Genomic DNA, 23924 nt, shown 5'->3' with positions numbered 1-23924 from the left:
CTCCTTCAGCATTCTCTCCTTATTATACCATAATCTAGTTCACCTGCATGATATTCTTGGCCATGCGCTGGCTGCCAAATAGCATCATGATATAAATAATTCCTTTAGCTATGGAAACTAAGGCACTTGTCCAGGCTCCAGTTTTATCAACTGTCAAAAGATCGTTAGTTACAATAGCTGGATAAAGCATGATCACAACCACTAAAATCAATCCCTGAAGGACAGCAGCAGCATAGAGCTTAAAGAAGCCAAGGCAGATCGGACGTAAGCTATCTACCATATAACAAGCGACAATAATTTTAGCGATTCCCTTATACGTATAAAGCGTAAAGGAACGCAACAAGATCAACAACTTAGTCGAGATTTGCCCGATAAAGTCAACGACATTATAAACAAACTGTAGCATTGACTTAGCCATCCAGTTTAAATTTGTCCAACTAAACTCAGCATCATTTTTTATCTCTTTAATTCCCAAACTAGCAATAGATTTGATAATGACATTAAACAACCAAGTTAAGGCATCAAAAATCGCATCCACATAGAGGATTAAAAAGAGTGCGATGGCATACTTGAGGATTTCTTCAATCCAAAGCTGAAAAGATAACTCCCCACCATTGCTTTTAAGATGCTGGTGCCAGTTCATGAGGTTGATCCCCATAAAAAGGAGAAGAAGCAAAATGGCTACCTTCTCCATCGAACCCGAAACAGTCTCCATCAGCTGATAAGCTGTCGCATTATAGTCTTTTAGACTCATGGTTAGTTGATCAAGTGTGGATTGGTTCATACAACCACCTCCTTTTTCTTCCTCATACTAGCCAAGAGATTGAAGACCTGTTGCCAAGGCTGTAAAAAGGGCTTTCAGAACGGCACCAAGAAGAGCACCTAAAATCAAACTTTGAATTCCTTTATCTTTCTTATCATCCAATTCACGTTTGATTCCGACGGCTAAATCCCAGGCTCCCCAAGCGGCCCATCCAATACCGATAATCCCACCGATATTTCCAATTTTGTTAATAAAATCTACAACTGCATCCATTATTTTTTTCTCACTTTCTTTTATAAAAAAGGTACTAAGAAAGATTCCTAGTACCTACTTTGTTTATTTAATACTATATTTCATCCTCTGGACGAAAGGTTAGAGAGAGGGCTGTAATTACAGCTAAGACAACGATAATAGTCGTTTCCCACCAGTAATAGATTGGAACACCGTGAGGGAAAACAAAATCTGTCATCAGATTATTAAACCATTCTGGAGCAGGAATGTTCTGCTTAGTTAGGAAAACATATCCCTGTAATCCAAAACCTATTACGAAGAAAGATACAATCTTAAACACAAACCAACCAATTGCTGTTGCAATCAAGCTCTTAATCAGATTAAAGATAAAGAGAAGAAACATGAGTGGAGTCGCAACCATCAAAACGGCAGCTCTCGCAATCACACTCGGTAGGTTCTTTATTCCTAACCAGGTGGCTTTCCCTAGCCAACGCAGGCCTTTTTTCCACTTCTTCTCTTCTTCAGGTTTGGTTACTTCTGATTTTGTTTTAGTTGGGGTATAGTATCTGTATCCACTTCTAGTCACATGTGCATCCATTTTCGTGTCCTTTCTCATCTCTCTTCCCCCTCTTTTTTATGGCTTCATTATACCATAGATGAGGGGGAATTTCTAGATGTTCTATTTTTTATACTTACGAAGACCTGCAAGACTCAATAATCCCAAAATCATTCCCACAACTGGAAGCATGCTTGCTGCTGTTCCTGTATTTGGAAGTGATGCTTGTGGCTTGTGTGGTTCTTTAGGCTCTGGTTTTGGAGGTTCTGGCGTTGTGGTTGTCACTTTAGCCGTCATCTCTTGTAAATTGACTGTATTGATAAAGGTATTTTCAACCTTCCCAGCTGCAATACGTTCGACTTCAATATAAAAATCAGCGTCAAACGTACCTTTCACTCCTAGAGAGTTCAAGAAATCTTTGTCAATAGTGTAAGCCCACTTACCTTCTTTCTCATTCCATGTTACTTTAACAATCTTCTTGATAAAGTTAGAGTTTGTACTTTGGTCAAACTCAAATTGGAAGGCATACGCAGAGCCTTTAGCAATCTTGTCTCCTGCCTTAACCACTTTTCCGTTAGACAAGACTACATCATAAGGCAATGTAAGCTCTTTTTCGGCAACATATTCTGTACCTCGAATGATACCCTTCCAGTTGCCAGTATAGCGATCATGCTTCACATCTAGCTTATCAATACCATCATACTGATAAAGTGTATCATGTTTAGCAGGAACAGTTACACCATCAAGGAAATAGCGTAAATATTCACCAATTTTAATTTCTTGACCATCACGAATCTTCTTATCATCTTTCTGATCCACAGCGTGTTTTTCAGGTTTCAAGTCAGGAACTTGCAAAGTTACCAAATTAGAGACAAAGGCATTTCCAAAGTCAATTTGATGGAAATCATTTTTCACAATTTTGCCTTTTTCTACAAGCAAACGTGCAGGAAGCTCAATCGTGATATTCTTAACTGGTTTCACATAGTTTTTATAGAATGAAGCAGAATCTTTCGCTACCCAAAGGTAAAATTCGCCTTTAGGATTCAAACCAGCTTCTTTCAAAATGCTTTGAATTTCTTTTGTGCGTTGTTTTTCAGAAAGAACATGGTACATATTAAAGAGCGCTTTAACATCTTTACCAGTAGAATCCTTCATAGTGATTTTGCTGTCATCTACCTTGTAAGCACCATCTTGAACATCATCTGCCATAGCCCATGTCTTACCATAAGTTTTAGAATCAGCAGTAAACGTTGAATAAGGCTTATAATCAGTAGTCAAACGGAATTTTACATTCTTATCGAATGTATTAGCCCCATCAATATTATGTCCGAATGTATCAACAATAGCCTTTTTAGGTTTTGGAGTTAATGGTTTCACACGCAAGCGTGAATAGTTCACTTTGACAGTAGGAACTAAAGGCATTTCAGGAATTTTTTTCTTCTCTGGTGGAGTTGGAGCAGGTGGAGTTGGAAGTGTTGGACGAGGTACAAACTCTTTTGGTTTTTCCAATTTAGGTTTAGGAATTTCTTTGGTATCCTTTTGTTTCAATTCAGGTTTACGTGGAGGATCCAAAGGGATAGTAATTGGCACAGTTGAACTTGCTTTACCAAACAATCCAACAGCCCAACCATCTTGATAGAAAATATCCTTATCGGCAAGGTTTTTGCCACCATTTTGTCTGATTACTTCTGCTCGTTTTGACTCAATTTCTTCCTCACTTGCCACACCTGCACCGATATGATAAGCAAAATTAAAGCTAGAACCATATCCAACAGAAAGAAGTGAACCAAGTGGAATATCTGACTCGTCTCCAACGTTTTCGTAATATTTACCACTAGCAGACTTATGTTCGCCCTTAAAATATTCTTTGCCACCACGAGTAATTTTCTTAACATCTGAACCGTTAGGGTTAAGGACAATGCCTTCTGAACCGTCTTGGTAAGTGAAGCGTAACTCCTGTCCCCAGTCAATGTCGTTGAAAGTTGAAGCAATCGCTGTCACAGCAGGTTTATTTGTCTTTTCATAGAATAAATCAACTTTAGTATCAAATTGAATCAAGTTCCCATATACAAAGTTAATAGAGCCACTTCCATTATCTTTACGAACATAAATTCTAGTATCACTTAACGGTTTTCCATCTTTTACAAAATAAGCTTCAGCACTATTAAAAGTAAACTTAGCAGAGATTTTCTTACCATCTTTACTTTCAGCAACATTGTGAAGCGTGAATGAATCGCCTGCCTTTGGATTTACAATTTCAGCAAAATATTCAGGATTTTTCCCAAGCAATCCTGCACGACTACCACTAATAGTAGTGTCAGAGTGCAAACCAATATAATCTTTTACAGCAGTTAGACCGTCAATACCTTCAAATGAAGCTGTTAGGTTGCTGTAATACCCAACGCTACCACGCTTGCTGTTGTCGTAATCACCATAAACCTTGATATGAGGTTTTTCAGCTTTTACCCCCTTCTTAGCAAGTTCTGCTTTTTTCTTGTTGTACTCAGCAAGATCGCTTTCATATTTTGCTTGTTTTTTGTCATAATCAGCTTTTAAATCAGCGTTGTCCTTTTCAACCTTTTCATTGTAGGCTTTTTGATCTGCTACGTTTTTATTGTAGGTAGCTTCTTTTTTAGCATTGTCTGCAAGAATAGCTTTATTTTCGGCTTCAATACGATTGACTTCTGCTTTATGATCCGTTACAGCTTTGTCATACGCTTCTTGTTTAGCCTTGTTTTCTTTTTCAATTACTTCACGTTCTTTAGTAGTTTTATCTACCTTAGAAGAATAATCATCAGTCACAGTTTTGACATCTTTTTCCTGTTTAGCATAATCAGCTTCAATTTCTTTTTGCTTTTCTGCTACTGTTTCAGAGGTTGCAACACCTTTGTCCTGAACAGCTCCAACTTCAACCTTTACACCTGCGTTTTTAGCTTCTGCTACAGCTTTGTCAAGCTTGTCATGAGAAATAGGAACTTCTACTTCTGTTTTCTTTTCTACAGCAACAGGCTTAGCAGTTGAAACTTCATCAGCCGATACAGTACCATTAAACGCCATACCTAACATAGCAAGCGCCAAGATTACTCCACAAGCTCCTGCAACTTTTGTTTTACGGATTGAACCATAAGCCTTATATTCATTTGATTTTAACATTTTTCTTTTCTCCTTTAATTAAAATAATTTCTTCTTGTAGAAGTAGCCAACCGCTGTCAACAACATTCCACCGATTGCAGCTAGAAAACTTTGTTCTGTTCCTGTGTTTGGAAGTGTTTTAAGTTTGCCTTCTTTATCAGTAACAGAGATAGTCTTATCTTCGTTGACAGTACCACCGACCTCTTCAGGAGCAACCACTGAACCATCTGAAAGAACGACGTTTCCGTCTTGGGTGCTAACAATTGACGCACCTGTATTTGTTTCAACAGGAGCTTTTGTCACATCATGAACTACTTGACCTGTTGCGGTTGAAGTCGTCCCAATTTGTGATTTTCCTTGTTCATTGGCCTCATCTGTTGTTTTTGGCTTTTCAGCTTTTGGCAATTCAGGTTGGACTTCTGGGGTGCCTTTGTTGGTTACTACCGCTTCAGAGAGCTCTGGTTGAATTGCAGGTTCACCTTTGTCACTTACTACCGCTTCAGAGAGCTCTGGTTGAATTGCAGGTTCACCTTTGTCACTTACTACTGCTTCAGAGAGCTCTGGTTGAATTGCAGGTTCACCTTTATCTGTAGTTGATGATGTATCTGGAGTTGTTGGATCAACTGGAGTAACTGAAGGTTCTGTTGGCTGAACTGCTGGAGCTTCTGTTTCTGTTGAAGCGCTAGGCGTTGTTGGCGTAACTACTTCTGTTGTTGGAGCTGAAGAGTCAATTGGTGCAAGTTCATCTGCTGATACATAACCAGCTTGTGCTAGTGCGATAGTTGAAAGTGCTAGTGTAGCTAATACTTGTTTCTTATTCATTTTCATTTTTCCTTTTCTTTATTTATTTTTCGGGTTATAACCTTTTCCAGTTAAACGAAGCTCCATTCCTGATGGTGTCTTAACTTTTCGAGCTATAACTTGAGCATCTCTCTTAATAGTGCGAATTTGATCATAAACCTTTTTATAAGGCAAATGAAATTCAACATCCCTTAAAAGGCCGTCTACATATCCTCTAGCCTGTTTGACTGCATAGTCTGGCTTCAGGATAAGGTCTGTACCGTCCTCTAAGCGAGCTGTCGCACCTCCTTGTTTTCCTAAAACTTTTAAGTCCTTTAGGCGGACGGTTATTTCATCTGTCATAGATTTCTCCTTGAAGTTGAAAGGCGAAAATTACGCCGTGCTGTGTAAAAACGTATTTTTACATCGGTATTTTATTCGCTGGGTTTATAGTCTAGGAACCCTTACTCCTTCAGCTTATGACCAGTGTCATGCTTTTTCGTTCAGTGGCTGGACTAGATATCCTTTTCTAGTTTGCTACTCGCCCCCGTTTCTTTTTTATCCATAGCCACGCTGTATCAGGGCAAGCCTTGTATTCAGTTTTCAAAGGTCTGTAGTTTAATGACTTCTCGGTCAATATAGATTTATCTGTACTAGGTTTGGTCCGATTCTGATCCTAACAGGTAGTCAATGGTTACCCCGAAATATTCTGCCACATTTTTGGCATTCTCCAGACTTATCTGACTATACCCTGTTTCCCAGTTAGATATGGTGTTGCGAAACACCCCTATCTGATCAGCCAAGGCTTGTTGTGATAATTTGGCTTTTTTTCGTAATTCTCTGATACGATTTTGTGTTTGTTTACTCACATCTACTTGTCTCCTTCATTATTTAAACTTGATGGTATTTCATCATCCATCAGAGGAGCATTCTTCAGCTCCAGCATGACAAGCCCTATTCCATAAGCTAAGATCAATAGTAAAGCCATTGTAACTAGTTTAAACATTACTATCCTCCTGATATCTTCCTTATTTTGTCCGATAAGTTATCTTCTTCACCCATCGAGGATTGATAGAAAACGGCGGAGTCGCTGATGGAAAATTCATACTCGCTCCTGTTCCAAATGAACTTGATACCAATTTTTCTAGTTCCTCTAAGTTGGAAGTGACGGAAATACTGTCTACCGTTTTATCAAAATACTCTACAATCATTTCAATCTCTTGAACTGGTTGAGAAGGTGTAGCCTTCACAGCTTGTAATCTGTTCATTCTCTCTTGGTTATTAAACAATCCCATGAAATCAATCCTCTTTCTGTTGCCATGATGAGAAAATTTGGCTGAGTTTCTCAGCTCTTTCTTTTTTCGGTAAATCAAAAACAGCTTTAGGAACCATGTAGATTTTCTCCTTCGGGCTACGACCTATCGTTAGCACTTTACCATCAATTGGTCTAAATTCATCTTTTAACATGTTTCAACTCCCTTAGACAATTCTGATAAATAGCTATTGAGTTTCGTCTCCGACAGTTTATCTGGATAATAGTATGCAATAAGACTAGGACACTCAGCAGGGGATTTTCTAGCATATTCACTTTGTCCTGATACCTCCATAAAGCCCTGTTCTTTTTCAATGAGTAAAGCCATCTTCCAAAAACGAATCATCATTTTGTAGAAGTAGGCTGGGACATTCTGGATTGATTTTCCTTCAGCCTCTCCTGTTTTAATTTTGAAAATCAATTTATCAAGCTCACGTTCAAGATCTTGCAGCCAAACCTCTCCATAAATTTCCTGACCAGCTAAGAGGTTGTTGTAATTCTTCTCAACTTGACGTTTCGATTGATAGATTTTATTTTCAAGAATTTTTGCATCTTTCCCAAACAAACTGAGTTTCTGAACTAGTTGAGTAGAAAGAAAACCATGTTGCCCCATTTTAAATGCTTCAGAGATTGATAAATCAGAAAGAGATGATTCGCTCTTGTATCGATTAGTATCGTAAAGAGTATCAATCTTACTCTTCTCTGTATTTATTCCGTCCGATTCGTGGACGTTTTGAAGTCCATTTTGCGGACGTCCGTTTTTGATACTTTCGCTATTACCAATGCTTTGGGGTACTTTTTCATATAGAACTTTACCAAAGGCATTAACCCTCTTCAGTAACTCACCATCAGCTGAATAGTGCTCCACTATTTCTAAATTAGCATCGACTAGCTGAAGATAAAGTCTATTCGGCTTATTGAGTCCCTGCCTAACTTCTCGTAAGAGACCATGTTCTTGTAGTTCTTTCTTGATCTTAGTAACCTTCATCTTTCCCTTATCCAATAGCAGCATCAGGTCAGAAACTGTAAAAATTAGAAAGACCGCTCCATTTTCATCAACGTAATCTCTATTTCCCTTCTGGAATGAACTGATACTTAATTTACAGCGATTATAAAGAGCGCCATAAGCTAACTTAGCATCAGATGAAAGACCCGTGTAAGAACTAGTCAATTTGACATAGCCGTTCTCATTGTGTTGAATACGGGTGAAAAAGATTTCTGGAATTTGATAAAAAGTTAGAGTGGCTAGTTGGTCAATCGTGATATCTGCCATTAGTAGCCTCCTACAACTTGTAATCTCAAGCCACCAGCTTCAGGAAAATAGACAAGATGAGTTTGTTCTAACTCTTCAATAGCTGCAATAGCACGGCTTTTAGTCCATCCCATTGTATTCATCAAATCTAAAATCATTACGTCTCTAGTCAACCTTGAGACCTTTGTTTGGTGTTGTTTCATAGGTAATCCTTTCTTGTCACAAACTAGTGTTAATTCACAGCTATATCATAATGGATAATGAGAAAATCTGTTTTAAAGGGACAATCAAATAAATTATAGAATCAAGGTATATAATTTATTTCCCTAAATATACCCCATCAATTCTGGATTAAACTCCAGAGTCAACCACAAGGCTTCATCCTGAGTCAATTGGCTAGTTTGTCCCCAAGTTCCATCTCTAGCTCTTCTGGAGTAAGGATAAGTGCCAAGCTCAATTCTAGGACATAATTCATGAATAACATCATCTTTCATAACTTCCCAAAGTAGACTAGAGGGCTTATAATAATAACCGTTTCCAAGCCAAACTCTATCGAGGTCATCGTATGGAGATACCTTTTCTTCAGAATTTCCTTCAGGGATACAATCAACCATATTTTCATTCTTATCAAGATCTATTACATCGAAAATTTCTAAGGAATCAATATCCATAACAATTTCAATATTATCTGACATTTTTTCTCCTTTCCTTAATTTTTGGCAACGAAAAAAGAGAGCGATTTTCTCACTCTCTCAAGTTATATGATATTTAATTTTTCACTTTCCCAAAACTCTAGACACTTAGGAAAGATTTTTTTATTTAACATAGACAACACCCAACTTACCAAATGCCACATCTCCACGGATAATCAAGGTTTTACTGGTTGGGGCTAGAGGGGCATCAGCCTTAGCTACTCCACAGAATGTCTCTACCTTAAGATCTACTCTCCAGTGTTGGGGCACGTAGACAACTGCATTCCCAAAACCAACTTCGATATCCAGAGTAGCAAAATCACCTAACATCTCTGCGTTGTCATAATATATCTTGGCATTGCCAAAACCAACTTCAACTTGGTCTTCTACCAATTCTTGGTCTTGCTTGTAGAAAGTCCCTGTCCCAAAAGCAACTTCCTTATCTATAAGAATGTTTTTTTCACCATCATACCACCATTTTTTCCCATTCCAAGTTCTGTTAGAATGAGTCAGCATGCTTACCCCTAGAACGATTAGAACTCCTGCCCAGATTAGTGTCTGATTTGGAATCGGTAAAATATCATAAAAGTGGTTAGCAATCATTAAGGCTACTAAAGCTGTAAAAGAGGCTGAAGTTAAGTGGCGACGCAACAAAGCTCCAACTGATTGGTAGGCAAAAAAAGCAATACCGAACAAAGGCCAAATTTGCCCTCCCAGAGAAGGGATTCCAAAATTCCCCTGCAATAATACTAAAGCCGCCAAAATAAGCAACACAATACCAAATGCTTTCTTTTTCATGTTCTTACCTCATGTTTCTTAGATTTTCTTTTAGGAGGGATTGGTAATGTCGTGAGACATGAACCTCCTTATGGGTCTGATAAAAGGAAATGGTGCCCGTTCCTGAAAAGGACTTGTCCACCGAATAAACCTGACGGATATTTGCAATAGTTGACTTGGATACCCGACTAAAATAGCGAGGAAGGATAGCCTCTAACTCATAGAGTTTAAGCCGAACCTCGTAGGCATCTTTCTGGGTATGGGCATAAATCTTGCTACCTTCCGTCTCAAAGAAGAGAATTTCCGATAAGTCCAGATAATATTCACCTGTTCCCTTGTAAAAAATCAACCGAGGAGACTTGGCCTCTTGCAAGAGGCACTGTAAATCCGCAATTTCATCTGTCAAAGCCGCCGCCTTGATGACAATTTCAGTTTCCTCTAAATTGCTGTCAATTTCGATTCGTAACTTCATTCCATCTCCTTTCTGACTCTACTATATCAAAGCCAAAATAAGAAAACAAGAGCAAAAAAGCAAGTGGTTACTTTAGACCCGTAAGTGGTTCTAGGACCACCTTAACTTACAATTCAAAATAGAAAGAAAATCACACCCCACGCAAGACCACAAATATAACCAACTACTACATCCTTGGGAAAATGCACTCCACCCAAGACTCTCACTAGACCGAGGAGGGCTGACAAGACCAACAAGATAACCCCTACAGATAAACTAGCATGAAAGCAAGCCATGGAGATAATGGTTGCTGAAAAGACATGACGACTGGGCATAGACCGACCAGGACTATCTCTGTCAAGCAGGGGTTTAATAGTCCATTCCTCATAAGGCCTAGGAGCATTGATTTTCTTACGAAGAAGGGATAAAATCACAAAACCTGTAGCAGGTACAAACACATAGATCCAAACCTGTTTCCCTAAGCCCTCTTGGAAATAGGTAGTGGCCAACAAGGTTAAATAAACTATAGGCATAACTACCGTCATAAACCGATTGAAAGTTCTTAACAATCTCAGGAAAAAAGGTTTATTTTCAATGTTAGCAGCGATATGGTCATACCATTCTTGATAATTTTTCATATATTTTCTCATCATTTACTCAAATTTTGCTTATAGGGAAGTACTTGTCTTCTAGTATAGTGTAGAAAAAGAAGGCCGTCAAGCCTTCTTTCGATTTATTCTTCTGCTTCGTCTTCTGTAAACTGACTGTTGTAGAGGTCAGCGTAGAAACCAGCTTGCGCCATCAGATCATCATGATTTCCTTGCTCGATGATATTGCCATCCTTCATAACAAGAATCAGGTCAGCATTGCGGATGGTTGACAAGCGGTGGGCAATGACAAAGGAAGTTCTACCCTCCATCAAACGGTCCATGGCTTTCTGGATCAATTCCTCCGTCCGTGTATCAACCGAAGAGGTCGCCTCATCTAGGATTAGGAGTGGCGCATCTTTCAACAAAGCACGAGCGATGGTCAAGAGTTGTTTTTGTCCGACAGACAAGGTCACTGTATCGTCCAAGACGGTATCGTAACCATCTGGTAGGGTCATAATAAAGTGGTGAATCCCTACAGCCTTGCTGGCTTCAATCACGCGCTCATCACTAATCCCCTTTTGGTTATAGATGAGATTGTCTCGGATAGTGCCTTCAAAGAGCCAAGTGTCCTGCAAGACCATTGAAAAGGCATCGTGTACTTCCGAACGCTTCATCTCCTTGGTATCGACACCATCGATACGGATGCTTCCCTTATCAATCTCATAAAACTTCATCAAAATATTGACAATGGTTGTCTTACCAGCTCCAGTCGGTCCGACAATGGCAACCTTTTGACCTGCATGAGCAGTCGCAGAAAAGTCATGGATAATGGTTCGCTCTGGTGTGTAACCAAAGGAAACTCGATCAAAGACCACTTGCCCTTTCATATCGCTCAACTGTCTTTCTTTATGAGATTCATCTTCCATTTCCTCTTCACCTAAGAATTCGAAGACACGTCCCATGGCTGCGCTAGCCTGCTGAAGACTGGTAATCCCTTGAGCAATTTGGGAAAGGGGCTGAGAAAAGATACGAACGTAGGCCATAAAGGCAACGATAATCCCGATACTAATCTGCCCATTCAGAGCTAAGGCTGCACCAACGATAATCACTAAGGCATAGCTAAAGTTCCCAATAAACACCATAATCGGCATCATAATCCCTGAAATAAACTGAGATTTCCATATACTGTCATACAGACGATGGTTTAATGTCGCAAACTCTTCTTTCGTGCTCTCGATAGCATTGTAGCTGGTCACCACGTTATGACCAGAGTACATTTCTTCCACATAACCATTTACAGCTGCCAAATCCTGTTGCTGACTCTTAAAGAATCCCTGTGATTTGCCCATAAAGACGGACACGAAAATAAAACCAATAAGGGTTGACACAACCGTCACCAAGGCTAAAATCCAGTTCATCCCAAACATGGTTACCAAGACTGCCACGACCAGTAAAGTGGATGAAAGAACTGTTCCCAGACTTTGATTAAGGGACTGAGCTGCAGTGTCAACGTCATTGGTTACACGAGACAAGGTATCCCCTTGAGAGTGTCCATCAAAATATCTCAGTGGTAGGCGATTGATTTTATATGCAATAGCTGTTCTCAAACGCTCTGAAAAACGTTGAATGGCTGTTGTAAACAGAAAGGCCTGCAAATAATTTGATAGGAGTCCAATCACATAGATCACGGCCAAAAAACCACCAATAGCTGCAACCGCCGCGACATCCACACTTGTTGCCAGGCCACTGGCAATGATATTGGTCATTTCCTTGATGCGGGTTGGACCATATACAGTAATGATATTGGATAAGATTGTTGCTAGAAAGGCGATTAGAAGGGCAAACTGGAGGCCTGCAAGATAGGGTTTACTCTGTTTCCAGAGAGACATTTTCTTATTTTCCATGTTCCAATTCCTCCTTCGATAGTTGTGAATAGGCAATTTCTTGGTAAACTTCATTATTAGCTAGAAGTTCCTTATGGGTGCCTTGTCCCACGACTTTCCCTTGATCCAAGACCAAAATCAAATCTGCATCCATAATCGTTGAAATACGCTGTGCGACAATGAGCTTGGTCATAGACTTAGTTTTCTCTGCTAACTCTTGGCGTAGGACACGATCTGTCTTGTAGTCCAAGGCTGAGAAGGAGTCATCAAAGATGAGGATTTCTGGTTTTCGAGCCAAGGCACGCGCAATTGCCAGACGCTGTCTTTGACCACCTGAGAAGTTGGTTCCTCCTTGGGCCACTTCTGACGCTAAGCCAGCTTCCTTGTCTTCGATAAAGTTCTTAGACTGGGCCAATTCCAGAGCTTGCCACATAGCCTGCTCACTAAGCGGTGTTTCTTGACTGTGCCCAAAATCTAAATTGCCCTTGACATCACCTGAAAAGAGAACCGCTTTCTGAGGAATATAACCAACCTTGTTGCGCAAATCTTTCAAGTCATAGTCTTGAACATTGACACCATCTACCAGAATTTCTCCTGCTGACACGTCGTAGAAACGTGGAATCAGATTGACCAAAGTTGATTTACCAGAACCTGTTGACCCAATAAAGGCCACTGTTTGACCAGCTTCTGCTCTAAAGCTAACATGCTCAATAACCGCCTCCGAATTTGCCGCATAGCGGAAGGTCACATCCTTAAACTCGACCTGACCTTGGAGGTTTTCATCAGCCTGCTGCACTTGAGCAGGATTTTGGATAGACGAATGCAAATCTAAAACCTGATTGATCCGCTTAGCAGATACCATGGTTCGGGGAAGTACAATGAAGAGCGCCCCCATGAGAAGAAAGCCCATGACAACCTGCATGGCATAAGACATGAAAACAACCATGTCACTAAAGAGAGGCAGACGCGCTGATGGAGCAGCATCGTTGATTACATAGGCCCCAATCCAGTAAATCGCCACACTTAAACCACTTGAAATCCCCATCATGATGGGATTTAAAATGGCCATAAGACGGTTTACAAACAAATTCAAGCGTGTCAATTCATCATTTGCTGCTGCAAATTTGTCATTTTGGTAATCTTCTGCATTGTAAGCACGAACAACACGAATACCTGTTAAACTTTCACGAGTGATACTGTTCAGTTTATCAGTCAGACTTTGAATCAAGGATTGTCTTGGAAAGGCTAACGTCATCAAAACTGTCGTCATCAAAACATTGACAATCACTGCCACAAGAACGGCCCAGAGCCAGTATTCTGAATGACCTAAAATCTTCCCGATAGCCCAGATAGCCATAATTGGACCACGCGTAACCACTTGTAGGCCCATGGTAATCAACATCTGAACTTGAGTAATGTCATTGGTGGTACGAGTTAAAAGACTGGGAATAGAGAATTTCTTAATCTCTGTCTGTGAGTAGTCTAGAACTCGGTTAAAAATGTCGCTTCTCAACCTACTAGTATAAGAAGCAGCCACTCTGGACGCAAAAAATCCAACTGCAACTGCGGACAAGAAGGCAAGAAAGGACATTCCCACCATCATGCTTGCCGGCTGCCACAACTCATCTAAATTAGTTCCTTGACTACCTAGCAAATCCGTAATTTTCGAGATATAGGTCGGCACTTCCAACTCTAGATAGACCGAAAAGCAAGTAAAGAGAATGGCTAGTAAAATCATCCCCCATTCTTTTCTACTAATTCGTTTGGCTAATTTCTTCATTCTCTCCTCCTATACCCTTGATATTTTCCTGTAGTTGAGCAAGGACTTTCTCAAAAATCAGTAATTCATCTTCATCAATGTCTTCCATCAACTGCTTGTCTATGCGTTCAAAAAAAGCCTTAACCTGCTGCATCTGAGAACGTGCTTTGTCCGTCAAACGAACAAATTTTGCCCGCTTATCGCTAGGACTCGCCTCCAATTCCACCAAACCATTTTGCACCATACGCTTGACCAAATTACTAGCAACAGACTTGCTAATATTGAGTTCCTGCTCGATATCTTTAATCAAGACCAAGTCTTGGTTTTTCTCACGATTATCCAAAAAACGCACAACCTGACCTTGAGGCCCACCCATAAATTCAATACCACAACGTTTGGCTTCCTTTTGCACCATCAGGTGAATCTGATGACCAAAACGCTTAAAGACTAACATCGGTTTATCCATACTAACTCCTTTCTAACTAACACATTTAGTTCTCCTAGGAACTAAATAAGTTTCCATGAGAACCATTTTACCACTTTGAAAAGAGATGTCAAGAAAAAGTTTCCAAGAGAACTATTTTAGTTTAAATTGACATTAGGCAATATTTTTTATACAATAAGCACTAACTACTGTGGATAGAAATCCATTCACTTAATAAAGGAAGAAAACTTTCAAATGAAACCAGAAGAACAAAGAGTTTTAGGAATCTTAGCAACCATTTTTGGAGCCATCGCACTTTTAGGATCCTGGATCCCGTTTATTAACTATCTATCGTTGTTCATCGCCATCGTCGCATTTATCTTGGGGATTATCGGCCTTATCGTCAACCTCAAAAAACGGAAAACAATGGCTATTATCGGAACATCCCTGGCAGTTGCCTCTGTTGTACTTTTCTTTACGACTCAGGCGCTATACGCTGATGTCTACAAAGAGTATGCCAAGGAGTTTAACCGTTCCTACATGGATACGAGTGCCTCAATGGAACGCGAAGAAAAAAGCGGCTTGACAGACGATACCTTCGCCTGGACTCAAGAACAGTTCGACGCCTTAATCGAAGGTGACCTTGACAACAAAGGAAAAGGTGGTACCACCTACGAGGATATTATCAACAAACACGGAAAGCCAGATTCCGAGTTTGACTTCACTCTTGGGGGTTACAATACGAAAAAAATCACCTATATCTCTATTGGAGACAAGACTAAGACTGTTACCTTAACTTTTGCAAAAGATGACAATGGACAGCTCTTGCTCGTCCAAAAACATGCAGTCGGTCTAGGTCTAGAAAAAAGCAAGCAACAAAACGATTCTGAAACCCGAGTCTAAGTTCAAATATCAAAAAAACGAACAGCTAGTAAAACTGTTCGTTTTTCTATTAGAATCCATCTACGTTCGTATAAATCTTTTGGACGTCTTCGTCGTCTTCAAGAACGCTGTAAAGTTTTTCAAACGTTTCAAGGTCATCACCTGACAATTCCACTTCTGACTGAGGAATCATTTCCAATTCAGTAACTTGGAATTCTTGGATACCTGACTCACGAAGGGCAACGATAGCCTTGTGAAGGTCTGTTGGAGCTGTGTAAACAGTGATTGTTCCTTCTTCTGCTTCCACATCGTCCACATCCACATCTGCTTCTAGCAATTGCTCAAAGACTGCGTCCGCATCTTCACCTGCAAATACAATAACACCCTTGTTATCGAAGAGGTATGAAACCGAACCTGAAGCACCCATGTTTCCGCCATTTTTACCAAAAGCTGCACGAACATTAGCCGCTGTACGGTTAACGTTTGAAGTCAAAGTATCCACGATCAACATAGAACCATTTGGTCCAAAACCTTCGTAACGTCCTTCTGTAAAGGTTTCGTCTGTGTTTCCTTTAGCCTTATCCAAAGCCTTATCGATAACGTGTTTTGGCACTTGAGCTTGTTTAGCACGGTCGATAACGAATTTCAAGGCTGAGTTTGATTCTGGATCTGGATCACCTTTTTTAGCTGCTACATAGATTTCTACACCAAATTTTGCATATACTTTAGAGTTAGCTCCATCTTTAGCCGTTTTCTTGGCTACGATATTGGCCCATTTACGTCCCATTAGGAATCTCCTTTTTTCACATTTTAATCTTTCTTATTATAACACAAGTTTTTTCGATTTTCACTAGAGGAAATGGATTTTATTCAGCAAATCGAGCTATGATAACACTTTTGTTGCCAAGATAGCCTTACCTTCTTTTATCAAGGGGTGACGAAACAGTGAGAAATACAGTTGGATAGTCATGGCAACCCAGATAAGGGGTTCGCAAAGGATAACTCCCTTATAGCCTGCCCAAGGGATAATCAAGACTACAAAAGCGATTTTTCCGATTAGTTCAATAAAGCTAGAAACTAGAGGAAGAATCTTTTGCCCCAAGCCCTGCAAACAATTGCGATAAATCAATAAGAGACTCAAAATAGGATAAAAGGCTGAACTGATTTGCAGATAGAGACTACCATTTTCTACCAAGTAGCTATCCGTCGAACTAGCCAAGAAAGAAACCAGGGCTGGACTGGCAAAAAAGAGGAAGACACAAACAAAAACTGCCCAGGATATACTTAAACGACTGCCGATTCGAAGACCTTGGACAATGCGGTCTGGGCGCTTAGCACCTAAATTTTGGGAAGCAAAGGTCGTCATCGAAGCGGAAATAGCGGTCATGGGAAGAAGGGCGAAAGCCATAATGCGACGAGCCGCCGTCTGGGCACTAATAATCACTGCTCCAAAAGTATTGACAGAGGACTGTAAAATCACACTGCCGATAGATACAATCGAACTCATCAAGCCCATAGCCAAACCTTGCTCCAAGAGGTCCGCATACAAGGCCTTGTCCCATTTGAAATGCTTAAACTGAGGCAAAAGTTCTGGCACACTCTTACGAATATAATAAAAGCAGAGAACCGCTGATAAGCCTTGCGAAATGATGGTAGCAAGGCCTGCAGATTGAACTCCCAGATGCAATTGCGTAATGAAATAGAGATCCAGAACCACATTAACCAGAGCAGAGAAAATCAGAAATCCAAGCGCTGCCAGACTGTCCCCAATGGACCGCAACAAACCTGCAAAGAGATTATAGGCAAAGCTGACACCGACACAGGTCACAATCATAGAAATATATTGATAGGACTGGGGAAGAATTTCTGCAGGAGTATCTAGGTATTGCAAGAGAGGATACAAACCAAGAAATCCCAGCAGCATAACTACAATACTCAAAAGAGCACCTAAAATCCAGGTGGCTGCTACTGCCTCCTTGATTTTAGTGAAATTCCGAGCTCCATAATAGCGGGCAATGACAATTCCCATGCCATTGCCAACACCAAGAGTAAAACCTACAATCAGGTCAAAAATCGCTGTCGTCGCTCCTACTGCAGCCAAGGATTCTTGACCAAGAAATCGTCCAACAATCAAGACATCAGCAGTATTATAGAGCTGTTGAAAAATATTTGATAGCAAGATTGGGAAGGCGAAGCTTAAGAGCGAGGGAAGAATCGGACCATGTATCAGGTCCACTGTTCGTTTTTTATTCATAAGGCTATTATATCAGCTTTCTAGAGGAGCGACAAGAAACAGCAAACTATAGGCAATCTGAAATCTTGAACAAAGAATCGAAAAAGCAGTGGATTACTCCACTACTTTGACAGCTTATTCTTCAATTTCGATTTCAAGCTCATCGCCTAGGTCAAGAGTTACTTCTTCATTCACAGAATCTGCTTGAACTGCTTCATCTTTTTTGCTTTCAGCAGCTTCTTCTCCATCAATCAAACCAAATTGAACACGGACTTGATGGTCAATCTCATCAAAGATTTCTGGGTTATCTGCCAAGTATTTCTTAGCATTTTCAGAACCTTGCCCGATTTTCTCATCCTTGTAAGAGTACCAAGCTCCTGCTTTTTTGATGATATCCAAATCGCTTGCGATTTTCAAGAGTTCACCAGTCTTAGAAATCCCTTCTCCGTACATGATTTCAACGAAGGCTTCCTTAAATGGTGGAGCTACCTTGTTTTTCACGACCTTGATTTTAGTTTCTTTACCGACATTGGTATCTTTTTGGTCGCCAGTTCCCTTGATTTGCGTACTTCCACGAACATCCAAACGGACTGATGCGTAGAATTTCAGAGCACGTCCACCAGGAGTTGTTTCTGGATTTCCAAACATGACCCCAACTTTTTCACGTAATTGGTTGATAAAGATGGCAATTGTTTTGGTTTTATTGATAGAAGCACCGAGTTTACGCATGGCCTGACTCATCATACGAGCTTGCAAACCAACGTGGCTATCTCCGATATCTCCATCAATTTCCGCACGAGGTACAAGGGCTGCAACTGAGTCGACCACGACAAGATCTACAGCACCTGAGTCAATCAATTTTCCTGCAATCTCAAGACCTTGCTCTCCTGAGTCTGGTTGTGACAAGAGCAATTCGTCAATATTGACACCAAGGGCCGCAGCATAAGCTGGATCGAGGGCATGTTCCGCATCTATAAAGGCAGCAATACCACCTTCTTTTTGCGCTTGTGCAACTGCATGAAGTGCAACTGTTGTCTTACCAGATGACTCTGGTCCGTAGATTTCGATGATACGTCCCTTAGGATAACCACCTGAACCAAGGGCAATATCAAGAGCCAAGGAACCTGAGCTCATCACTTGAACCTTTTGCTCGGCACGTTCACCCAAACGCATGATTGATCCTTTACCAAAGTCTTTCTCAATCAGTTTAAGAGCGTCATTCAGAGCTTTTTCACGTTCAGCCCCGAATTTTTTTGAAATTTCATCTAATTTTTTTGGTTTTTTCGCCATTCTATTCTCCTACATTCTAATGGTCCTCAGACCTATCTACTATTATATCAAAAGTTAGTCACTTAATAAAGCCTTGCGAACTAGGTTAAAGGCATGCATAACCGCAATGTGACGTACATCTGCTCGACTTCTGCCTCCAATATTAACCTTGATGACCTCAGTTCCATGCTCCTGTGCCAATCCTAGGAAGACTGTCCCAGCTGGATACCCTTCTAGGCTATCTGGTCCTGCCACTCCAGTCAAACTAAGACCAAAATCAGACTGGGTCTTACTTCGTGCCTGCTCAGCCATCTTCTGCGCTGTAAATTCAGACACCACACCCTGTTCTTCTAAATCCTTGGCAGGAATATCCAACATCCTTGATTTTTCCTCCAAGCTATAGGTCACAAAACCACCCTTGAATATACTTGATGCACCCGAAAAATCTGCCACAGTGGCTTGGAAAAGCCCTGCCGTCAAACTCTCAGCAGCCGTGATGGTTTTCCCTTGTTTTTTCAGCTCTTCTACCACAATGCTAGCTAAACTGGACTCTTCCCCATAACCATAACAAAGTTCTCGTAAAGAAATTCCTTCGAAAGTCTGGCGGTCCAAGATTTGGTTTTCTAAGATATCCAGCGCTTGATTCGCCTCTTCTTGACTGCTAACCTTTGTTGACAGACGCAGAGTGACTTCTCCTGTCTTAGCATAAGGGGCCAAGGTCGGATCTGTTTGATTATCAATCAAATCAGACAAAATCGTAACCAACTGACTTTCGCCAATCCCAAAGAAACGAAGAACGCGGGAATATAGCTTACTCCCTGTCATCAACTTAGGTAGAAGTTGGTTTAAAACCATGGGTTTTAATTCACTTGGTGGACCGGGAAGGACGACATAGTTCACTCCATCGACTTCCAATATTCCCCCCACAGCCAGTCCTGTTTCGTTTGGTAGTGGAGTCGCCCCTTCTACAAGTTGAGCTTGTCTTTCATTATTCGGTGTTCGGGCATAGTCTGGTCTCTGGGCAAAAAAGACATCCAACTTCTCCTGCGCCTGAGGATCGAAGACTAATTCTTTCCCTAAAAATTTAGCTAGGGTTTGTTTGGTTAGATCGTCCTCAGTTGGCCCCAAACCACCTGTCAAAATCACCAGACTGCTACGTTGACTGGCAATCTTAAGCAGGGATAAGAGACGAGCTTCATTGTCTCCTACAGCCGTCTGAAAATATACGTCTACCCCAATCTCTGCTAGTTTTTCTGATAAAAACTGAGCATTGGTATTGACAATCTGTCCTGTCAAAATCTCTGTTCCAACAGCAATGATTTCTGCTTTCATGTTTCCTCCTACCTATCTATTCGTACTTTTTTGAAAAAATCGCAGGAAATTTCCCACGATTTCAACTATAAATTAGATTATTCTACATCTTCTTGATTTCTTGTACTAGTAATCGTACCTGTTCCCAAACCGATACCATTTTGATTTCCGAGAACATTTTCATATAAGACTGCATTTGTATCTAACTCTGTCACCTTCGGTTTATCAAGTGAAGTTCTCAATAGATTTTGCATTTCTAACATATGCTCAGTTGTAACAATCTGGTAAGAAATCCCCTGCAGTTCCGCATCTTCTCCACGCAATTGATGTGTTTCAATATTCTTGAAGGAATCTTGATAACCAAGTAATTGTGGAATACTTTTCGCTGATAAATCAATGTTGGTCTGCATATTGGTACTTAGGGCTTTTAAGATAGACTGATAGTGAGTAACACTATTCAAGCTAAGAACTTTTTCAACAACCTTTTGAATGACTTCACGCTGACGCTTCTGACGTCCGTAGTCCCCTTCTGGGTCCTGGTAGCGCATGCGAGAATAAACAAGAGCTTCTTCACCATTTAGAGTTTGCTGTCCAACACCAATGGAAATTTTATTAAATTCTTCCTGGTCAGTAATCGAAATTGGAAAACCGAGTGTATTATTTACAGTCACCCCGCCAACTGCATCAACCAATTGTTGCAGCCCCTGCATATTCACCATAACGTAACGATCGATATGAATATTCATCATTTTCTGAATAGTTGAGATAGCTAATTCTGCACCTCCACCCGCATATGCAGCGTTTAGTTTTGCTTCCTCAATCTGACCATCTTTATGCTGAATTTTAGTCAAGATATCACGTTCCAAACTCAACATCGTTGTCTTTTTCGTGTGCGGATTAACCGTCAAGAGAATCATGGAATCACTATTTCCCTCCCAAGGGTCAGTTCGTTCCATATTTCCAGTATCAACTCCCATTAAAAGGATCGTTAAGGGTTCAGTCGCCTCAATAACATTGGTTTCTTCACCAATTTTTTTATAAGTTCTTGATAAAGTTTCTGTACCTTGTTGATAAATGGTATAAGCAAAAACACCCACACCCAAAACTGTCACAGCTAGAAAAGCTAGCACCATTCCAATAATTTTTTTAACCATATTTCTATCAATCTATCAGTCTACCCATCAGGTAAACATCTATAAATTTCCCTTCTTCTATGTACGCACCGCGCTCTTGTCTACCTTCAATTACAAAGCCATGCTTTTGATATAAATGAACTGCAGCTTGATTACGAGTTTGGACAGTCAGTTGGAGACGACGCAAAATGCCACTTGCTTGTGCCCACTCTATCGCTTCTTCTAACAAAAAACTTCCCAAGCCATTATTCCAATATCTTTTTCCAATCACAATGAAGAGATCACCGATATGACGGACTCTCTTGCGCTGGTCAGCTGTAATATTTACAAGACCAGCAATTTCATCATTCAGCAAGGCAAGTAAAATGATTTGATTTTCCGAGTGAGCCTGTTTATCCAAAAACAACTCCATCTCAGTATCTGTCATCAAAATACCATCCCTGTCCAGACTGGTAAAATCTGTTTCTAGACTGACACGATTTAAAAATGTCACTAACTCAGCAGCATCATCAGGTTCTGCTTCTCTAATGAGTAACTCATACTCCATGTTGAAGCTCCTCTAAGAGTTTTTCTGCACGTAAACCCTTTGCTTGGAAATTCAGCCTGCGACCGTCTTCTTCTTTTAGAATTTCCAATTCTAAATAAGTATCTGGTAAGGCATCACCTAAAAGATGTCCCCACTCGATGACAGTCACGCCGCCACCAAAGAGAAACTCATCTAAATCAATAGAATCAGCATCCCCCTCTATACGATAAACATCTAAATGATAAAGAGGAAGACGACCTTCATACTCCCTCACAATAGTATAGGTTGGACTCTTAATCATCTGAGTAATCTGTAACCCTTTAGCAAGACCTTTTGTAAAGGTCGTTTTGCCTGCTCCAAGTTCTCCAGTTAGAATTAAGACATCATTCTTTTCTAATAAACAGCCCAAACGTTCACCTAGGCACTGCAACTCTTCTTCGTTTTTAGTGTACATGTTTCTATTATACCAAAAAGTTGTCCTTTGTCGAGATATTATCTATGAATTCCATATTACAAGTTGTAAAACTTGGACATCTCTTCTTTTACCTTTAAAATAGAAACAGTAAGAAGACAACTAACAAGATATCTCTCATCAAGTGGCTATAAAATGAAACTTCCCAGCGAATAACTTTTGGCACCAACAATCTTAAGAAAAACATTCCCAAGGCAATATAAAAGGTCATGGATAATATTGACCAGGGATTTCTAAGAATGATTAAAATAACTAGTCCACTAATAAAACACATTTCCTTCTTACCCAAAATCTTTTTCAAGCCATATACATACTTCTGAATTGGCAGAAAAACTAACAAATCAATACCAAATAAGAAAAAGAAACTCGGTAGAAAGGCTTCCACAAACCCTTCTACGGATGTATTTCCTGCAAGGATATGTTCTATGACAATTAAAGCTAAACCCAAAACATTTACCAATAGCAACAGGCTATACAAGAATTGTTGCTTATCTTCCTTAAAAACTGAATAAGATTGATTTCCCTGCCCTCTATAGTAGTTTAACCCTGCACCAATACTGGCAAGGAGCAACATGCCAACTAAATAATAGAAGCAGTTTTGATTTAACATCAAGGCCCAAGTCGATAAACTTAAACAAGAACAGCTACTAATACCAAAAACTGTCAGCAATAACAAAATACGAATTTGCTTTTTCATTTTTTCCATCATTCTTCCTCCCTTACTTGCTCTTATTATAGGCTAGAAATCCTCCCCATTGCTAGAATATTTCTCAACTGTCAGTTTTCTACTCTAAAATGCAAAAAAGTTTGATGCAAGTAACCCTTACATCAAACTTTTACTACTTTCCGTCAAACCAAAGAGTAATTTCTCGCTTAGCTGACTCTTCTGAATCTGAACCATGCACAACATTTTGAATAGCTTGATTTTCACTAGCAGCTTTTGCAAAATCACCTCGAATAGTTCCTGGTAAAGCTTCTTCTGGACGAGTAGCACCCATCATGGTCCGCCAAGTTTCAATTACTTTGGGACCAGAAATGATACCTACAAGAACTGGGCCTGAAGTCATGAATTCACGAATCGGTGGGTAAAAACTTTGACCAACCAAGTCCTGATAGTGCTGATCAATCAACTCTTCTGAAACCTGTGAACGCAACTCCAATTTTTCGATTATAAATCCACGTTGTTCGATGCGTTTCAACACTTCACCCACTAGCCCTCTTTTTACACCGTCTGGTTTAATGATAAAAAATGTTTGTTCCATACCTGTCTCCTTTGTCAGCTTCTTTCTTTTATACTCTTCGAAAATCTCTTCAAACCACGTCAACGTCGCCTTGCCGTAGGTATGGTTACTGACTTCGTCAGTTCTATCCACAACCTCAAAACAGTGTTTTGAGCTAACTTCGTCAGTTCTATCTACAACCTCAAAGCAGTGCTTTGAGCAACCTACGGCTAGTTTGCTCTTTGATTTTCATTGAGTATTATTTTACCATATTTT

At 40.2% G+C, this 23924-nt stretch carries 29 protein-coding genes; 1 reads left to right on the top strand and 28 read right to left on the bottom strand.

Going from position 1 to position 23924, the window contains the following annotated elements:
• Positions 1-34: 34 nt before the first annotated feature.
• The 19 genes from D7D53_RS00315 to D7D53_RS00235 form a co-directional block, all read right to left on the bottom strand.
• Positions 35-784, bottom strand: a complete 750-nt coding sequence (locus tag D7D53_RS00315; protein ID WP_033681026.1) for a hypothetical protein — start codon at positions 782-784, stop codon at positions 35-37.
• Between the two features lie 27 nt (positions 785-811).
• Positions 812-1036 carry a hypothetical protein gene (locus D7D53_RS00310; RefSeq protein WP_000340303.1) on the bottom strand — a complete coding sequence of 75 codons (225 nt, stop codon included), beginning with the start codon at positions 1034-1036 and terminating at the stop codon, positions 812-814.
• 73 nt (positions 1037-1109) lie between these two features.
• Positions 1110-1610, bottom strand: a complete 501-nt coding sequence (locus D7D53_RS00305) for a hypothetical protein (RefSeq protein ID WP_033681025.1) — start codon at positions 1608-1610, stop codon at positions 1110-1112.
• A gap of 63 nt (positions 1611-1673) precedes the next feature.
• Positions 1674-4703, bottom strand: coding sequence for an SspB-related isopeptide-forming adhesin (locus tag D7D53_RS00300; protein WP_120769770.1), 3030 nt, complete (start codon positions 4701-4703; stop codon positions 1674-1676).
• Between the two features lie 18 nt (positions 4704-4721).
• Positions 4722-5504 (bottom strand): LPXTG cell wall anchor domain-containing protein, encoded by a 783-nt coding sequence (locus D7D53_RS00295; RefSeq protein WP_033681023.1) that lies wholly within the window; start codon positions 5502-5504, stop codon positions 4722-4724.
• A gap of 18 nt (positions 5505-5522) precedes the next feature.
• Positions 5523-5825, bottom strand: coding sequence for a hypothetical protein (locus D7D53_RS00290; RefSeq protein WP_033681022.1), 303 nt, complete (start codon positions 5823-5825; stop codon positions 5523-5525).
• Positions 5826-6115: 290 nt separating this feature from the next.
• A complete protein-coding gene (locus tag D7D53_RS00285; protein ID WP_033681021.1) occupies positions 6116-6331 on the bottom strand; it encodes a helix-turn-helix transcriptional regulator in 216 nt (71 codons plus the stop codon).
• A gap of 2 nt (positions 6332-6333) precedes the next feature.
• The gene (locus D7D53_RS10255; RefSeq protein WP_265182510.1) at positions 6334-6468 is read right to left on the bottom strand and encodes a hypothetical protein; all 135 of its coding nucleotides are present in this window, start codon (positions 6466-6468) and stop codon (positions 6334-6336) included.
• 22 nt (positions 6469-6490) lie between these two features.
• On the bottom strand, positions 6491-6757 hold the full coding sequence (locus D7D53_RS00280; RefSeq protein WP_033681019.1) for a hypothetical protein: 267 nt from the start codon (positions 6755-6757) through the stop codon (positions 6491-6493).
• A gap of 4 nt (positions 6758-6761) precedes the next feature.
• On the bottom strand, positions 6762-6929 hold the full coding sequence (locus tag D7D53_RS09965; RefSeq protein WP_000910110.1) for a hypothetical protein: 168 nt from the start codon (positions 6927-6929) through the stop codon (positions 6762-6764).
• Positions 6923-8047, bottom strand: a complete 1125-nt coding sequence (locus D7D53_RS00275) for a replication initiator protein A (protein ID WP_033681018.1) — start codon at positions 8045-8047, stop codon at positions 6923-6925. Before D7D53_RS00275 ends, D7D53_RS09965 begins: the two co-directional genes overlap by 7 nt.
• Positions 8047-8229, bottom strand: a complete 183-nt coding sequence (locus tag D7D53_RS00270; protein WP_009729741.1) for a hypothetical protein — start codon at positions 8227-8229, stop codon at positions 8047-8049. The genes D7D53_RS00275 and D7D53_RS00270 overlap by 1 nt, the downstream gene beginning before the upstream one ends.
• A gap of 123 nt (positions 8230-8352) precedes the next feature.
• Positions 8353-8721 (bottom strand): hypothetical protein, encoded by a 369-nt coding sequence (locus D7D53_RS00265; protein WP_033681017.1) that lies wholly within the window; start codon positions 8719-8721, stop codon positions 8353-8355.
• Positions 8722-8841: 120 nt separating this feature from the next.
• The gene (locus D7D53_RS00260) at positions 8842-9516 is read right to left on the bottom strand and encodes a LiaF transmembrane domain-containing protein (protein ID WP_120769769.1); all 675 of its coding nucleotides are present in this window, start codon (positions 9514-9516) and stop codon (positions 8842-8844) included.
• A 4-nt stretch (positions 9517-9520) separates the two neighbouring features.
• Positions 9521-9967 (bottom strand): LytTR family DNA-binding domain-containing protein, encoded by a 447-nt coding sequence (locus D7D53_RS00255; protein WP_120769768.1) that lies wholly within the window; start codon positions 9965-9967, stop codon positions 9521-9523.
• 113 nt (positions 9968-10080) lie between these two features.
• Positions 10081-10584 (bottom strand): phosphatase PAP2 family protein, encoded by a 504-nt coding sequence (locus D7D53_RS00250; protein ID WP_162927856.1) that lies wholly within the window; start codon positions 10582-10584, stop codon positions 10081-10083.
• A 95-nt stretch (positions 10585-10679) separates the two neighbouring features.
• On the bottom strand, positions 10680-12440 hold the full coding sequence (locus D7D53_RS00245) for an ABC transporter ATP-binding protein (protein ID WP_120769766.1): 1761 nt from the start codon (positions 12438-12440) through the stop codon (positions 10680-10682).
• Positions 12430-14199, bottom strand: coding sequence for an ABC transporter ATP-binding protein (locus D7D53_RS00240; RefSeq protein ID WP_120769765.1), 1770 nt, complete (start codon positions 14197-14199; stop codon positions 12430-12432). Before D7D53_RS00240 ends, D7D53_RS00245 begins: the two co-directional genes overlap by 11 nt.
• A complete protein-coding gene (locus tag D7D53_RS00235; RefSeq protein ID WP_120769764.1) occupies positions 14174-14644 on the bottom strand; it encodes a MarR family winged helix-turn-helix transcriptional regulator in 471 nt (156 codons plus the stop codon). The genes D7D53_RS00240 and D7D53_RS00235 overlap by 26 nt, the downstream gene beginning before the upstream one ends.
• A gap of 213 nt (positions 14645-14857) precedes the next feature.
• On the opposite strand from D7D53_RS00235, the gene D7D53_RS00230 reads away from it, so the two are divergent.
• Complete coding sequence (locus D7D53_RS00230) at positions 14858-15505, top strand: DUF308 domain-containing protein (RefSeq protein WP_120769763.1); 648 nt, start codon at positions 14858-14860, stop codon at positions 15503-15505.
• Positions 15506-15554: 49 nt separating this feature from the next.
• Here the strand turns inward: D7D53_RS00230 and D7D53_RS00225 are convergent, their stop codons facing one another.
• The 9 genes from D7D53_RS00225 to ndk all read right to left on the bottom strand — a co-directional run bounded on the left by D7D53_RS00225 (position 15555) and on the right by ndk (position 23690).
• Positions 15555-16271 carry a YebC/PmpR family DNA-binding transcriptional regulator gene (locus D7D53_RS00225; RefSeq protein WP_023940351.1) on the bottom strand — a complete coding sequence of 239 codons (717 nt, stop codon included), beginning with the start codon at positions 16269-16271 and terminating at the stop codon, positions 15555-15557.
• 96 nt (positions 16272-16367) lie between these two features.
• Complete coding sequence (locus D7D53_RS00220) at positions 16368-17738, bottom strand: MATE family efflux transporter (RefSeq protein WP_120769762.1); 1371 nt, start codon at positions 17736-17738, stop codon at positions 16368-16370.
• Between the two features lie 114 nt (positions 17739-17852).
• Positions 17853-19007, bottom strand: coding sequence for a recombinase RecA (gene recA / locus D7D53_RS00215; RefSeq protein WP_070479987.1), 1155 nt, complete (start codon positions 19005-19007; stop codon positions 17853-17855).
• A 54-nt stretch (positions 19008-19061) separates the two neighbouring features.
• On the bottom strand, positions 19062-20318 hold the full coding sequence (locus tag D7D53_RS00210; protein ID WP_120769761.1) for a competence/damage-inducible protein A: 1257 nt from the start codon (positions 20316-20318) through the stop codon (positions 19062-19064).
• A gap of 77 nt (positions 20319-20395) precedes the next feature.
• The gene (gene lytR / locus D7D53_RS00205; RefSeq protein ID WP_120769760.1) at positions 20396-21451 is read right to left on the bottom strand and encodes a glycopolymer--peptidoglycan transferase LytR; all 1056 of its coding nucleotides are present in this window, start codon (positions 21449-21451) and stop codon (positions 20396-20398) included.
• Between the two features lie 7 nt (positions 21452-21458).
• On the bottom strand, positions 21459-21977 hold the full coding sequence (locus tag D7D53_RS00200) for a GNAT family N-acetyltransferase (protein WP_120769759.1): 519 nt from the start codon (positions 21975-21977) through the stop codon (positions 21459-21461).
• Positions 21967-22410, bottom strand: a complete 444-nt coding sequence (gene tsaE / locus D7D53_RS00195) for a tRNA (adenosine(37)-N6)-threonylcarbamoyltransferase complex ATPase subunit type 1 TsaE (RefSeq protein WP_004262103.1) — start codon at positions 22408-22410, stop codon at positions 21967-21969. The genes D7D53_RS00200 and tsaE overlap by 11 nt, the downstream gene beginning before the upstream one ends.
• Before the next feature lie 94 nt (positions 22411-22504).
• Positions 22505-23137: a competence protein gene (locus D7D53_RS00190; RefSeq protein WP_245941799.1), complete on the bottom strand. Its 633-nt coding sequence runs from the start codon at positions 23135-23137 to the stop codon at positions 22505-22507.
• A gap of 130 nt (positions 23138-23267) precedes the next feature.
• Complete coding sequence (gene ndk, locus D7D53_RS00185; protein ID WP_049510948.1) at positions 23268-23690, bottom strand: nucleoside-diphosphate kinase; 423 nt, start codon at positions 23688-23690, stop codon at positions 23268-23270.
• Positions 23691-23924 lie beyond the last annotated feature (234 nt).

It is taken from the genome of Streptococcus gwangjuense (assembly GCF_003627155.1).
Taxonomy (GTDB): domain Bacteria; phylum Bacillota; class Bacilli; order Lactobacillales; family Streptococcaceae; genus Streptococcus; species Streptococcus gwangjuensis.
Note: the sequence above shows the minus strand (reverse complement) of the source record. Positions and strands in the feature narration are given on the sequence as shown.